This is a genomic window from Alkalihalobacillus sp. CinArs1, assembly GCF_947387515.1.
GTDB lineage: Bacteria > Bacillota > Bacilli > Bacillales > Guptibacillaceae > Guptibacillus.
Genome location: NZ_CANDOB010000004.1, coordinates 1 through 12,230 on the forward strand (window position 1 = coordinate 1; position 12,230 = coordinate 12,230).

Annotated in this window: 13 protein-coding genes and 7 tRNA genes; 18 read left to right on the top strand and 2 right to left on the bottom strand. The window is 41.4% G+C overall.

The window, feature by feature from the left end; all coding sequences use genetic code 11:
- Window positions 1-79: 79 nt before the first annotated feature.
- The 9 genes from PFZ69_RS17410 to PFZ69_RS17450 all read left to right on the top strand — a co-directional run bounded on the left by PFZ69_RS17410 (window position 80) and on the right by PFZ69_RS17450 (window position 2,299).
- A tRNA-Trp gene (locus PFZ69_RS17410) sits at window positions 80-153 on the top strand.
- A 19-nt stretch (window positions 154-172) separates the two neighbouring features.
- Window positions 173-248, top strand: a tRNA-His gene (locus PFZ69_RS17415).
- Window positions 249-254: 6 nt separating this feature from the next.
- A tRNA-Gln gene (locus tag PFZ69_RS17420) sits at window positions 255-329 on the top strand.
- Between the two features lie 8 nt (window positions 330-337).
- Window positions 338-412 (top strand) — tRNA-Gly (locus PFZ69_RS17425).
- Window positions 413-422: 10 nt separating this feature from the next.
- Window positions 423-497, top strand: a tRNA-Cys gene (locus PFZ69_RS17430).
- A gap of 26 nt (window positions 498-523) precedes the next feature.
- Window positions 524-613, top strand: a tRNA-Leu gene (locus PFZ69_RS17435).
- Between the two features lie 32 nt (window positions 614-645).
- Window positions 646-730, top strand: a tRNA-Leu gene (locus tag PFZ69_RS17440).
- A gap of 166 nt (window positions 731-896) precedes the next feature.
- A complete protein-coding gene (locus PFZ69_RS17445) occupies window positions 897-1,526 on the top strand; it encodes a DUF421 domain-containing protein (RefSeq protein ID WP_270182380.1) in 630 nt (209 codons plus the stop codon).
- Window positions 1,527-1,600: 74 nt separating this feature from the next.
- Entirely contained in the window at window positions 1,601-2,299 is a 699-nt protein-coding gene (locus PFZ69_RS17450; RefSeq protein WP_270182381.1) for a DsbA family oxidoreductase, read from the top strand.
- 42 nt (window positions 2,300-2,341) lie between these two features.
- On the opposite strand, the gene yvfG is transcribed toward PFZ69_RS17450, so the two are convergent.
- Both yvfG and PFZ69_RS17460 read right to left on the bottom strand, forming a co-directional pair.
- The gene (gene yvfG, locus PFZ69_RS17455; protein ID WP_270182382.1) at window positions 2,342-2,563 is read right to left on the bottom strand and encodes a protein YvfG; all 222 of its coding nucleotides are present in this window, start codon (window positions 2,561-2,563) and stop codon (window positions 2,342-2,344) included.
- 243 nt (window positions 2,564-2,806) lie between these two features.
- A complete protein-coding gene (locus tag PFZ69_RS17460) occupies window positions 2,807-3,475 on the bottom strand; it encodes a B3/B4 domain-containing protein (protein ID WP_270182383.1) in 669 nt (222 codons plus the stop codon).
- Window positions 3,476-3,555: 80 nt separating this feature from the next.
- Here PFZ69_RS17460 and PFZ69_RS17465 point away from each other — a divergent pair, with 80 nt between their 5' ends.
- The 9 genes from PFZ69_RS17465 (at window position 3,556) to PFZ69_RS17505 (ending at window position 12,199) form a co-directional block, all read left to right on the top strand.
- Complete coding sequence (locus PFZ69_RS17465) at window positions 3,556-5,256, top strand: ABC-ATPase domain-containing protein (RefSeq protein ID WP_270182384.1); 1,701 nt, start codon at window positions 3,556-3,558, stop codon at window positions 5,254-5,256.
- 14 nt (window positions 5,257-5,270) lie between these two features.
- Window positions 5,271-6,431, top strand: coding sequence for a tRNA epoxyqueuosine(34) reductase QueG (queG, locus tag PFZ69_RS17470; protein WP_442865209.1), 1,161 nt, complete (start codon window positions 5,271-5,273; stop codon window positions 6,429-6,431).
- A gap of 67 nt (window positions 6,432-6,498) precedes the next feature.
- Window positions 6,499-7,038, top strand: a complete 540-nt coding sequence (locus tag PFZ69_RS17475) for a methylated-DNA--[protein]-cysteine S-methyltransferase (RefSeq protein WP_270182386.1) — start codon at window positions 6,499-6,501, stop codon at window positions 7,036-7,038.
- Between the two features lie 127 nt (window positions 7,039-7,165).
- Entirely contained in the window at window positions 7,166-8,059 is an 894-nt protein-coding gene (locus PFZ69_RS17480) for an amidase domain-containing protein (protein ID WP_270182387.1), read from the top strand.
- Between the two features lie 65 nt (window positions 8,060-8,124).
- Window positions 8,125-8,598, top strand: a complete 474-nt coding sequence (gene trmL, locus PFZ69_RS17485; protein ID WP_270182388.1) for a tRNA (uridine(34)/cytosine(34)/5-carboxymethylaminomethyluridine(34)-2'-O)-methyltransferase TrmL — start codon at window positions 8,125-8,127, stop codon at window positions 8,596-8,598.
- A gap of 307 nt (window positions 8,599-8,905) precedes the next feature.
- Window positions 8,906-9,211 carry an antibiotic biosynthesis monooxygenase family protein gene (locus tag PFZ69_RS17490; protein WP_270182389.1) on the top strand — a complete coding sequence of 102 codons (306 nt, stop codon included), beginning with the start codon at window positions 8,906-8,908 and terminating at the stop codon, window positions 9,209-9,211.
- Between the two features lie 152 nt (window positions 9,212-9,363).
- Window positions 9,364-11,259 (top strand): PrkA family serine protein kinase, encoded by a 1,896-nt coding sequence (locus tag PFZ69_RS17495; RefSeq protein WP_270182390.1) that lies wholly within the window; start codon window positions 9,364-9,366, stop codon window positions 11,257-11,259.
- Window positions 11,260-11,417: 158 nt separating this feature from the next.
- Window positions 11,418-11,975: a signal peptidase I gene (lepB, locus tag PFZ69_RS17500; protein WP_270182391.1), complete on the top strand. Its 558-nt coding sequence runs from the start codon at window positions 11,418-11,420 to the stop codon at window positions 11,973-11,975.
- Window positions 11,976-12,034: 59 nt separating this feature from the next.
- Window positions 12,035-12,199, top strand: a complete 165-nt coding sequence (locus tag PFZ69_RS17505) for a hypothetical protein (RefSeq protein ID WP_270182392.1) — start codon at window positions 12,035-12,037, stop codon at window positions 12,197-12,199.
- The last annotated feature ends 31 nt before the right edge of the window (window positions 12,200-12,230 follow it).

A 12,230-nucleotide genomic window follows, 5' to 3' on the forward strand; every position in this document is an offset into this window, starting at 1 on the left:
AGTGGCTAAACGCGGCGGACTGTAAATCCGCTCCCTCAGGGTTCGGCGGTTCGAATCCGTCCCCCTCCACCATTTTGATAGGGGTATAGTTTAAAGGTAGAACAGAGGTCTCCAAAACCTCCGGTGTGGGTTCGATTCCTACTACCCCTGCCAATTAAGATTTAAAATAATGGCGATTGTGGCGAAGTGGTTAACGCACCGGATTGTGGTTCCGGCATTCGTGGGTTCGATTCCCATCAGTCGCCCCATTATGTTGGGCTATAGCCAAGCGGTAAGGCAACGGATTTTGATTCCGTCATGCGCTGGTTCGAATCCAGCTAGCCCAGCCATATTAGTTGCGGAAGTAGTTCAGTGGTAGAACACCACCTTGCCAAGGTGGGGGTCGCGGGTTCGAATCCCGTCTTCCGCTCCATTTTTATAACGGCGGCATAGCCAAGTGGTAAGGCACGGGTCTGCAAAACCCTTACGCCCCGGTTCGAATCCGGGTGCCGCCTCCAATCTTCATATTTTTTTAAAAAGTCCTGCCGGAGTGGCGGAATTGGCAGACGCACAGGACTTAAAATCCTGCGGAGGGTGTACCTCCGTGCCGGTTCGAGCCCGGCCTCCGGCACCATTTACTTTCCGAAATTAAAAAATTGTCTTTATGCCGGTGTGGCGGAATTGGCAGACGCGCACGACTCAAAATCGTGTTCCGTGAGGAGTGTCGGTTCGAACCCGACCACCGGTACCAGTTACATATTTGATACTTAAACGTCAGGATTTCTACAGTGTAGAAGTCTTTTTTTATTGTCTTAAACCTTCGATAGAAACAACCACTTCTTCATAATGTCTCATCTTTCAGTGAAAACTAGAATGTGTGATAGCCGAGATCGACTTCATGAGAAGGAGGAGAGGGTGTGTTGGATTATTCATTGTTATGGAAAGCTGTATTACTCGTTGTTGGAGGAACGTTCATCTTGCGGATTGCAGGACGAAAATCGATTAATCAGATGACGATCGCTCAGGTCGTTATTATGATTGGAATGGGTTCCTTGATCGTACAGCCGATTGCTGGGGAAAACGTGCTAGTAACGTTGGTAATTGCTTTAGTACTCGTACTTACTCTGGTTTTAATCGAACTTGGAGAGCTGAAAGTCGACTGGATCGAAGGATTGGTTTCTGGGCGGTCTAAGATGGTTATTAAGGACGGTACATTGCAAGAGAAAGAACTAAAAAAGCTGAGGTTAACTGTTGATCAATTAGAAATGAAATTAAGACACTCTCAAATCTCCTCGATCGAAGACGTTCAGGAAGCTACAATGGAAGCGAATGGCCAACTGGGTTATACACTAAAGCCTCACATGCAAGCAGCGACAAAAGGCGATGTCGATTCATTACGTCAGGATCTCATGGCGATTCAACGGTTATTAGGTAGCAGTTTATCCAATTCAGCGACAACGACAGGCCCAATGAATTCTAAATTGTTTTCTGAAGTTGAGGCATCGATGTCCTCTTCTCCGAATGATGAACACAATAACTTACAATGAGCGTAACATTATCGCTGTATATGCGAAAAATGGTACACTGACTGTAAATCGTTTACTATGAAAGAGTGATAATCATGAAAATAGAAATATGGTCTGATTTTGTATGTCCTTTTTGCTATATAGGAAAAAGACGCTTAGAAACCGCGCTACAATCCTTTCCACAACGTGACGAGGTTACGGTCGCTTATAGAAGCTTTGAACTTGATCCGAACGCAGAGAAAGCAACTGGAAAAGGCAAAGCTGAGCTTTTAGCGAGTAAGTATAATGTCAGCCTTGAACAGGCTGAAGGTATGTGTGAGAACATGAGGCAACAAGCAGAAAACGAAGGCTTAACGTTTGATTTTAAGAATATGAAGCCTACTAATTCTTTTGATTCTCACCGACTGCTTCAGTTTGCTGCAAAACACGATTTAATGGAAAAGATGGCAGAAAGACTTTTCTATGCCTACTTTACTGAAACGGAAGACATCTCTGATCTTGACACGCTTTGTAACCTAGCTGAAGAGGTAGGACTTGATAGGGCAGAAGTGAATGATGTCCTTAGTAGTGAAGAGTTTTCAAAAGAAGTACGCTTTGATGAGTCTCTTGGCAGCCAATTAGGCATTCAAGGCGTTCCATTCTACGTCTTTAATGAAAAGTATGCTGTTTCAGGGGCCCAGCCTCCAGAGATGTTCCAACAGGCGTTAAACAAAGCCTGGGAAGAGGATAAGCAGCTTCAGGTAATCACCAGTGAAGGTGACGCTTGTGGTACTGATTCATGTGACATCAAGTAAACAAATAAAAAGGCTCTCTTACAGTTGTAAGAGAGCTTTTTGTTATTCTTCCGTCTTTTCTTCTTTAATCGTCTTGTATGCAGTATCCAGGTTTCGAATTCTACGAACGATCTCAGAATTTTTGTTAAGATTGTCGTAAATCATAGACGACACAACTGACCGGTAGTAGCTGTTCATCGCTTCTTGCTTTGAGAACACATCATCGTTTTTCTTTATGTACTGTCTAAAGTTTTCTTCAAAGAATGGTATTGAAAAAGGTTCCATATGCTCATTCCTTTCACATTGGTTTCAGTCACTATCATACACTTGTAGATTCTATATTGAAATATTGTAAAGCAAATCTAAAGAAAATTAAAATTACCTATTGTTTTGCTATTATACTTTGTGTTATTCTAACTACATCAGCGAGGTTTGTAGAAAAACCTCGAATTTTCACCATTTACCCAACGCAGTGTTTCGTTATGATTAACGAAGCGTTGCGTTTTTTTATGTTTGCTCTACTATCGTTCAGTTTGCTAATCCGTAATTAAAGTCTCCGCCATGAATCTGATTAAACATTTCCCCAGAAGCTTGTAAAAGTTTATTTGCCTCCTCATTAGAGAGGGAAGGTTGAATATAATATAGCTGTATAGCATTTGTAGTTTCCTCAGTAACAGCAGTACGCTCTGAGTCCACAATCGGACTTCCGAATGGCCCTTTTTCGTCTAGAGAGACTAGCTTGTTAGTGAAGTTCACTTCTCGACCATTCAATCCTTGATACGTTGTAGACTCATCGCCAAGAAGGATGGTGATCGATCCTTCTACCTTATCTAGATCATAGATACCGATCGGAATCTTATACTGCAATGAGAGAAGGTTGTTTATATCTGCAGCAGAATGAATCCTAGGAAGGTCAGAACCTTTCTTAAGCCTTCTTAATAATGCTTCTGACGAAGGGCGATAGCGTGAAGGATCGGTTCCGAGCTTTTTAAATACTGTTCGCCATTCTTTAACTGGTTGAAAAGATGTGATCTCTGCATCTTCTAGATCCATCATCATAGTTTCAAGGTAGAACTGATATCTTCCGCGCACCATTTGCGGCGAGTTTTCAACCACGATATCATGATAAGTGATCCATCCAATCTTAAAGTCAGGAAGTATTTCGGTAATAGATGTTGAGAGAGAAATGTTAGTCATGTTACCGTTCTCCTTAATGTTTATTTCCGTTCATTTTATCATAAGCGACTACTAGAAGCTCAAAAGGAGGCTCACCTCATATGAAGAATTTGATCGATCATTTACAACGTATAGATGGAAAAAGTTATAAAGCTTATAAAGATATAAGAGGGAGCTATGATTTCGAGAATTACACTCTTTCGATCGATTATGTACAAGGAGATCCATTCGCAAGCCCATCTAGAATAAGAGCTATCATTCCTCGTAACAAAGCTAAGGTGAAGACTGAGTGGTTTGATGGTGACCAAAGGCGGATCAGGTTAGAGGATTTTATCGCAAGGAAGGTAGCGAAGTCCATTTATAAACACAAAGGAAATATCAAGGGTTCCGGTAAGAGTGGTACCTTTATCATTGATGCTCCTAAACAAAAAGTATTAGAACGTACAGCCGTGTCAGTAACAAAAACCGACATCACGATCTGTTTATCAGTGGGCTTACCAGCACAAGGTAGACGTGTGCTTGGTAGACAAGCCCAGCAAATGTTAACGACCTATTTACGAGAGATTCTAAAAGCATCTATTTTTTCTCTAAATGAGGGTGAGGTAATTGAAGCCATTCATTTAGCGGATCAACAAGAAACGATTAGAATGTTCTTAAAAGATAGAGGGTACGTAGCGTTTATCGCGAACGGTGCCATACTGCCTCGAGAGAGTGGTATTAGCGATCGGCCGTTACAGAATAAAGCTGTTCCATTCAAGTCTCCGTCTAGCAAAGAAGTCTCGATCTCGATCCCCCATAAAGAAGAACCGATAAAAGGGATGGCGATCGAGAAAGGGATATCCCTCATAGTAGGGGGCGGGTATCATGGCAAAAGTACCCTCTTGCATGCACTCGAGCACGGCGTTTATGATCATATTGCAGGTGATGGAAGAGAGTATGTGATCACTGATGAACTAGCTATGAAAATTCGATCTGAAGATGGAAGAAAGGTGACAGGGGTAAATATCTCACCGTTTATTGAGAATTTACCTTTTGGGAAAGATACTCGTTCCTTCACAACAGAAAATGCTAGTGGAAGTACATCTCAGGCAGCTAATATAATAGAAGCAGTTGAGGCAGGCTGTCATGCACTGTTGATCGACGAAGATACAAGTGCAACGAATTTTATGATTCGAGATGTTCGGATGCAGCAACTCGTCTCAAAAGACAAAGAGCCGATCACACCTTTTATTGACCGTGTACAACAACTATATAACCAACATAGTGTTTCAACAGTACTCGTCATGGGAGGGTCAGGCGATTATTTCGATGTAGCCGATACGGTTATTTTGATGGAGAATTACCTTCCATATGATGTAACGAATGAGGCTAAAAGGATTTCAGCCGAGTCTACTACAGCTCGAAATAAAGAAGGTGGCGAGCTTTTCGGAGAGGTAGACCGTCGCCTTCCTCATAAATCTAGTTTAAATAGTCAAAAAGGGAAAAAGGCGAAGGTTTCTGCGAAAGGACTTCACCACATTCTATATGGCAATACTGATATTTCACTCCTTCAAGTCGAGCAGCTGATCGATCCGAGTCAGACGCGATTAGCTGCGGAAATTCTTCATTTTCTTGAAAGGAAGAACAAACTTGGAGACGTATCCGTGTCGGAGCTTTTGGATGCAGTTGAAAAACAAATGAATGATGAGGGAATCGGATCATTCTCTATGTTTGCCAATCAACATCCAGGTGATCTCGCTCGTATTAGAAGAACAGAGTTGGCAGCAGTATTAAATCGACTTAGAACATTGAAGATCGTCTAATAACATTAATTTTCATGAAGAAGGGAGGGAGTAAAGTGACAAACGCCCAGTTAAAGGAAGAGATCGTTGCATACAGTAAATCAATCGGAATCGATAAGATAGGTTTTGCTGCAGCTGATCCTTTCAAATCGCTCAAAGAGCGGTTGAAGCAACAGCAGCAGTTAGGTTATCAATCAGGGTTTGAAGAACCTGATATTGAGAAACGAACGGAGCCTGAGCTCTTGTTACGTGGCGCGACTACGATCGTTTCGATCGCCATTGCATACCCATCAAAAATGAAGGATAGTCCAAGAAGTAAAAGAGGCGAACGGAGAGGTCTATTTTGTAGAGCGTCGTGGGGCGTCGATTATCATCACGTGTTAAGAGAAAAGCTCTCCCTTCTTGAATCATTTATAAAATCGAAAGTTCCAACTGCTCAAACAAGCTCAATGGTTGATACAGGCGAATTATCTGATCGAGCAGTAGCCGAACGAGCTGGACTTGGATTTACTGGGAAGAATACGATGCTGATTACGGAAGAGTTCGGTTCTTGGGTCTATCTTGGTGAGATGATCACAGATGTCTTTATAGAGCCGGATGAACCAGTGGAAGAAGGTTGTGGAGATTGTAATATTTGTGTAGATGCTTGTCCAACTGGAGCACTAGTTGAAGGTGGTCAGCTAAACGCAAGTAAATGCATTGCTTTCTTAACTCAAACTAAAGGTTTCCTTCCTGATGAGTATCGCTCAAAGTTAGGCAACAGACTTTATGGATGTGATACATGTCAGCTGGTGTGTCCCAAAAACAAGGGGATCGACTTTCACCATCATCCTGAACTTGAACCAGATCCAGAAGTGGTGAAACCAAAGTTGATTCCACTGCTTACGATGAGTAATAGAGAATTTAAAGAGAAGTTTGGAAAAGCGGCTGGTTCATGGCGAGGGAAGAAGCCAATTCAACGAAACGCCATTCTTGCTCTAGCGCATTACAAAGACGAAGCAGCGGTGGATACACTGATCGATTTGATGAGAAATGACCCACGACCTGTCATTAGAGGGACATCCGCTTGGGCCCTCGGAAAGATCGGTGGAAACAAGGCGTATGATGCCCTAATAAATGAGCAAATGAAAGAAAAAGACCAGGAAGCGGCAGATGAGATTGAAAAAGGGCTGTCTATGCTTCAAAATAAGTCTTAATGGTATTGGTCAAATAATATAATGTCTTGTAAGATAATGAAAAATGTTGAATAAAAGAAGGGATAGCATGGAGAAACAAGTGATCAGTTATGGGGAGTTCCAATCACCGATTGGAACGCTGACATTATTTGCGGGTTCTGAAGGAGTTTACAGACTTGATTTCGGATTTGCTGAGGATATGCTACCCGCGGCTGAAGCATGGTTTAAGAAAAATCATGTAAAACCAGATTTCGTTATGAATTACGAAATCATCGACCCGATTATTGTTCAATTAGAAGAGTTTTTTAGCGGAAAAAGAAGGATGTTTGATTTAAAACTGAATTTGATTGGAACACCTTTTCAAAAGAAAGTATGGAATAGTCTTAGTACGATTCCATACGGTGAGACCCGCTCATATAAAGACGTTGCTGTTGATATTTCTGCTCCTCGAGCAGTACGTGCGATCGGTTCTGCCAACAACCGGAATCCACTTCCGATCATTATTCCTTGTCATCGTGTGATTGGAAGCAATGGTGCTCTTGTTGGATACGGTGGAGGAATGGATAAGAAGGAATACTTGCTGTCACTCGAACAGCAGACCGCAATTCAAACAGCAGTAACTTCATAAGTATTATCGAGCTCGGAGTTCATAGACGAACTTCCGAGCTTTTTTGTTCTATTCAACGTTTCACCCTGCACTAAGTGGTATGTGTAACCATTCACCAACATAAAGTGCGAAGAGGGGGGAACGCAAAATGGGTTGGGAAGAGCAGCTTAAACCCTTTTGGGAAGAACAAGCGTCATACTTAATGAACGGATCGCTATCCTTTAGAAGCAATGGAAAACGTCCAGCTACGGAAGAAGAAGCTGTTAACAGGTTTATTAAGAAATGCAACGCTCGAGAAGCTACAGTTGTGAGAGTACTGAATAAAGGTGTACTCCTCGGCAAAAAGAAGTTATCCAAAACTCGAATCTTTGATTACTATCTTCACCAGCAATTTGTGATCAAGCATGGTAAGAAGATGTATCAAGAAGAGCGTTTTGAAAAAAGGCTTGCAGAGTTAATCGATGGAGAGCTAGTCCATGATCGTTCCGTTGAGCAAGAAGGTGTACACTGTGATAATCCTGTTCGGGCAGGCAGGGGAGATGAAAGGTTGAAGGGATCGTATTATGATCGCTTATCTGCTGTGAAATATGCTGAAAACTGGTGGGATGATTATAATCCTGCTTATCCAATATTTGATGGAGACTGTACGAACTATGTCTCTCAATGTATCCATGCAGGTAAAGCACCTATGAGGGGTTATCCTGATCGAACGAGAGGATGGTGGGTGCGGAAAAACAGCTGGAGCTATTCGTGGTCAGTCGCTCATGCATTACGGTGGTATCTTAGTGGTTCAAAGAGTGGGCTTAAAGCAAGAGAAGTCTATCAGCCTGATGATTTAGTACCGGGCGATGTGATCAGCTATGATTTTACTGGAGATGGGAACTGGCAACATACGACGATTGTGGTCGATCAAGATGGAAAAGGGCAGCCGCTTGTAAATGGGCATAATACGAACTGTAGAATGCGTTATTGGGATTATGAAGACTCAACGGCATGGACACCGAATATCCAGTATAAATTTTTTCATATTGAAGATGAATAGCATATTCTTTCTCTCCGTGGAAAACATGCTATAATAGATATGTTTTGAAGCGGAGGTGAATCATTATGTCTTTAAATATCGTGTTATTTCAGCCAGAAATTCCTGCAAACACTGGGAATATTGCTCGTACATGTGCTGCTACGAATACAAGTCTTCATCTTATTCGTCCATTAGGTTTCTCTACAGATGATAAGATGCTAAAACGTGCAGGTCTAGATTACTGGAAATATGCTGACGTTCATTATTACGATTCTCTAGAAATATTCTTTAATCAGAATGAAGGCGGAGAATTTTATTATATTACGAAGTATGGTACGAATACTCATACTGACTTCGACTATTCGGATGTTAGTAAAGATACGTTCTTTGTTTTTGGAAGAGAAACAAACGGTTTGCCAGATGAGCTGATCGAGAATAATAAGGAGCGCTGTCTACGCTTACCTATGACAGAACACGTGCGTGCGCTTAACTTATCGAATACAGCGGCAATCATGGTGTATGAGGCACTTAGACAACAAGGATATCCTAACATGAAATAAAAAAGAACGACCGTAACGGTCGTTCTTTTTTATCGACTACCTTTTTTGGTTTTTTGAGGTCGATCATTGTACCCAGCCGTAAAGATGGCTGCTAGAAAAGCAAGTATTACTACTAAAATACCCAGGAAACTCATGGTTTCATCCTCCTCAGGTAAAATTATGTCCAAGTCTATCTATGATTATAAACGATGTTGAAGGTGTTGTGAATGTTTTGAAGGTAATTCGATACTCTTCGGGATGAATGAGTTGGAAAATTTGCCACATTCCTATACGATAGAAGGAGATTATTAAAAGGAGGCTTTTGTTTATGTATGTTGTTATGAACGAATTGAAAGTACCTGATGAACACAAAGCTGTAATGAAAGAACGCTTTGGAAAAAGTGCAGAAAGCATGAAGAACGTTGAAGGTTGTCTTGAGTTTCTTTTTCTTGAACAGCCATCTGAAAATGGAAAGCTGATCGTGTTTACGAAATGGGAAGATGAAGATGCCTATCAAAAATGGATTCATTCTGACTCATTCAAAAATGCACACAAAGAAAAGCGTGAATCAAAAGAAAAGTCTCCTGCATCTGGAAACGAGCTAAGTGAATTTAATGTTGTTTACCACACGTAAAACCGGCTATGCCGGTTTTTTTGTTTGTAGTAGACGTTATGGCTATACAGAAGAACAGCCTTTTTTTACGTAAGAAAGAAAACAGAATGTTATAGGACATCCCCGCATACCATGTATTAAATCCGATGAATCAAATTTGGAGGGGGCTCGTAATGGATATCTTACGTAAAATCCAGCAGCATCGAGATGAAGAGAGGCGGCTGAAGTGGGAAGGAACCTTTGGCGAGTACTTAGAAATTATCAAAGAACGACCTGAAGTAGCGCAGTCAGCTCATTCACGCGTTTATAATATGATAAAAGATGCTGGTATTAACGAGGTAGATGGCAAGAAAAGCTACAACTTCTTCGCTGAAGAACTTTATGGTCTTGAGGAAGCAATCGAAAGGTTAGTCGAAGAATACTTTCACCCAGCTGCAAAGCGATTAGACGTCAGAAAGCGTATCTTATTGCTTATGGGTCCTGTAAGTGGAGGTAAATCCACGCTCGTTACCATTTTAAAAAGAGGCTTAGAGAAATATTCACACGAAGATGCAGGAGCGGTTTATGCAATCAAGGGCTGCCCGATGCATGAAGATCCGCTTCACTTAATTCCTCACCACATGCGAGAGGAGTTCTACAAAGAATACGGTGTTCGAGTCGAAGGTAGCCTATCGCCATTAAACCTTATGCGTCTCGAACAAGAATACGGTGGCAGAATCGAAGAAGTTATGATCGAACGAATTTTCTTCAATGAAGACAAACGGACAGGAATTGGAACATTCAGTCCTTCTGATCCGAAGTCACAAGATATAGCAGACCTCACTGGTAGCATCGATTTCTCGACGATCGCAGAGTTTGGGTCTGAATCTGATCCAAGAGCATATCGATTCGACGGTGAATTAAACAAAGCGAACCGAGGTATGATGGAATTCCAAGAGATGCTGAAGTGTGATGAAAAGTTTTTATGGCATTTGCTATCGTTAACACAGGAAGGAAACTTCAAAGCCGGTCGCTTTGCATTGATATCAGCAGATGAATTAGTAGTAGCTCATACGAACGAAGCGGAGTATCGCTCGTTCATCTCAAATAAAAAGAACGAAGCTCTCCATTCCCGTATCATCGTGATGCCTGTACCGTACAACTTAAAAGTAAGCCAGGAAGAGCGCATTTACGAGAAAATGATTCGAGAAAGTGATGTTGCTGATGTCCACATCGCGCCACATGCACTTCGAGTCGCTGCAATTTTCTCTATCCTCACAAGATTGAAGGATTCAAAGCGTCAGGGAGTAGACCTCGTCAAGAAGATGCGTTTGTATGACGGGGAAATTGTTGAAGGATTCAATCAGGTAGATGTTGATGAGATGCAGAAAGAGCATTCTGATGAAGGAATGAGTGGTATTGATCCACGTTACGTCATCAATCGAATATCTTCTACGATCATCAGAAAAGAAGTACCTTCAATTAATGCACTGGATGTGCTTCGTTCGTTGAAAGACGGCTTGGATCAGCACGCTTCCATTTCAAAGGAAGATAAAGAGCGCTATATGAACTTTATCTCGGTTGCTCGAAAAGAGTACGATGAGATTGCTAAGAAAGAAGTTCAAAAAGCATTCGTGTATTCTTATGAAGAAAGTGCTAAGACGCTCATGGATAACTACCTTGATAACGTAGAGGCGTACTGTAACAAGAATAAGCTTCGCGACCCTCTTACTGGTGAGGAAATGAGTCCAGATGATAAGTTGATGCGTTCCATTGAAGAACAGATCGGTATTTCAGAGAACGCAAAGAAAGCTTTCCGTGAAGAAATCTTGATCAGAATTTCGGCATACGCAAGAAAAGGAAAGAAATTCGATTACAATTCGCATGAGCGTTTAAGAGAAGCGATTCAAAAGAAATTGTTCGCTGACCTTAAGGATGTTGTGAAGATCACGACTTCTTCTAAAACGCCGAACGAGAATCAGTTGAAGAAAATTAATGATGTTATCGCTCGATTGATCGATGAGCATGGATACAATTCAATCTCTGCCAATGAACTTCTTCGTTATGTAGGAAGCTTATTGAATCGATAACTGGTGAAAAAGCATGCCTAACAGGTGTGCTTTTTTTCTTGAACAGCGTCTAATTTGTAAAAAGTTTGTATATCCTATAGTGAGATTAACCGGGTGCTTGTGCCTTTTTAGTATGAGTGATAGATTATACGTAAAGACGTATTGAAGAGAGGTTTGACATGAAAAAGGAACGCAGTCCGCTTTGGGAATGGCTAAAAGCATTTTCAATAGCCGTTGTCTTGGCGATTGTAATTCGTGAATTTATCATAACGAACTATGTTGTTCACGGAGAATCCATGATGCCTACCATTCAGGATGGAAATCGGCTGATCATCAATAAAATAGGGTATGAAGTCTCTGAGCCAGATCGTTTTGATCTCGTCGTGTTTCATGCGAACGAGAATGAAGACTATATCAAAAGAGTGATAGGACTTCCTGGTGATACGCTTGAGTATAAAGATGACCAACTTTATATAAATGGCAAGAAGATGAAAGAACCGTATCTAACTCATTTTAAAAGTGAGGTCTTTAATGGGAATTTGACTGAGAACTTTAAACTCGAAGATAAAACGGAGAAAGCTGTAGTGCCCGAGGGGTACTTGTTCTTAATGGGTGATAATAGACGCCATAGCTATGATAGCAGACATATAGGTCTCGTCCCGATCGACCAAGTCGTCGGTGAGGTGAACCTGCGTTACTGGCCGATCGAAGAATTTGATTTCACTTTCAAGAAATGAATTTTCAGGTTCCAAAAAGGTGAAGCAGGGGTATTCTCTTCTTAAGGAGGTAGTTCATTGTGTCAGAACGAAAAGATAAACCTGCAAACAGTTCAATGGCAATGGATGAGAAAGAGATGAAAGAGCTTGGTAAAGAGATGGAAGAGCTTGAAACCAACCAGGAATTAAAGAAAAATGGGCGACGCCCTGACCCTGTTCAAAACGAAAAAGGTAAGAAAGAGTAAAGCCCATGCTTGGAGGCTGTCGAGATGTTCT

Excerpts from the sequence above, each read along its gene's own strand:
- PFZ69_RS17450 (WP_270182381.1), top strand. The coding sequence starts at position 1,601 with ATGAAAATAGAAATATGGTCTGATTTTGTATGTCCTTTTTGCTATATA.
- yvfG (WP_270182382.1), bottom strand. The coding sequence starts at position 2,563 with ATGGAACCTTTTTCAATACCATTCTTTGAAGAAAACTTTAGACAGTAC.
- PFZ69_RS17460 (WP_270182383.1), bottom strand. The coding sequence starts at position 3,475 with ATGACTAACATTTCTCTCTCAACATCTATTACCGAAATACTTCCTGAC.
- PFZ69_RS17465 (WP_270182384.1), top strand. The coding sequence starts at position 3,556 with ATGAAGAATTTGATCGATCATTTACAACGTATAGATGGAAAAAGTTAT.
- queG (WP_442865209.1), top strand. The coding sequence starts at position 5,271 with ATGAAGAAGGGAGGGAGTAAAGTGACAAACGCCCAGTTAAAGGAAGAG.
- PFZ69_RS17475 (WP_270182386.1), top strand. The coding sequence starts at position 6,499 with ATGGAGAAACAAGTGATCAGTTATGGGGAGTTCCAATCACCGATTGGA.
- PFZ69_RS17480 (WP_270182387.1), top strand. The coding sequence starts at position 7,166 with ATGGGTTGGGAAGAGCAGCTTAAACCCTTTTGGGAAGAACAAGCGTCA.
- trmL (WP_270182388.1), top strand. The coding sequence starts at position 8,125 with ATGTCTTTAAATATCGTGTTATTTCAGCCAGAAATTCCTGCAAACACT.
- PFZ69_RS17490 (WP_270182389.1), top strand. The coding sequence starts at position 8,906 with ATGTATGTTGTTATGAACGAATTGAAAGTACCTGATGAACACAAAGCT.
- PFZ69_RS17495 (WP_270182390.1), top strand. The coding sequence starts at position 9,364 with ATGGATATCTTACGTAAAATCCAGCAGCATCGAGATGAAGAGAGGCGG.
- lepB (WP_270182391.1), top strand. The coding sequence starts at position 11,418 with ATGAAAAAGGAACGCAGTCCGCTTTGGGAATGGCTAAAAGCATTTTCA.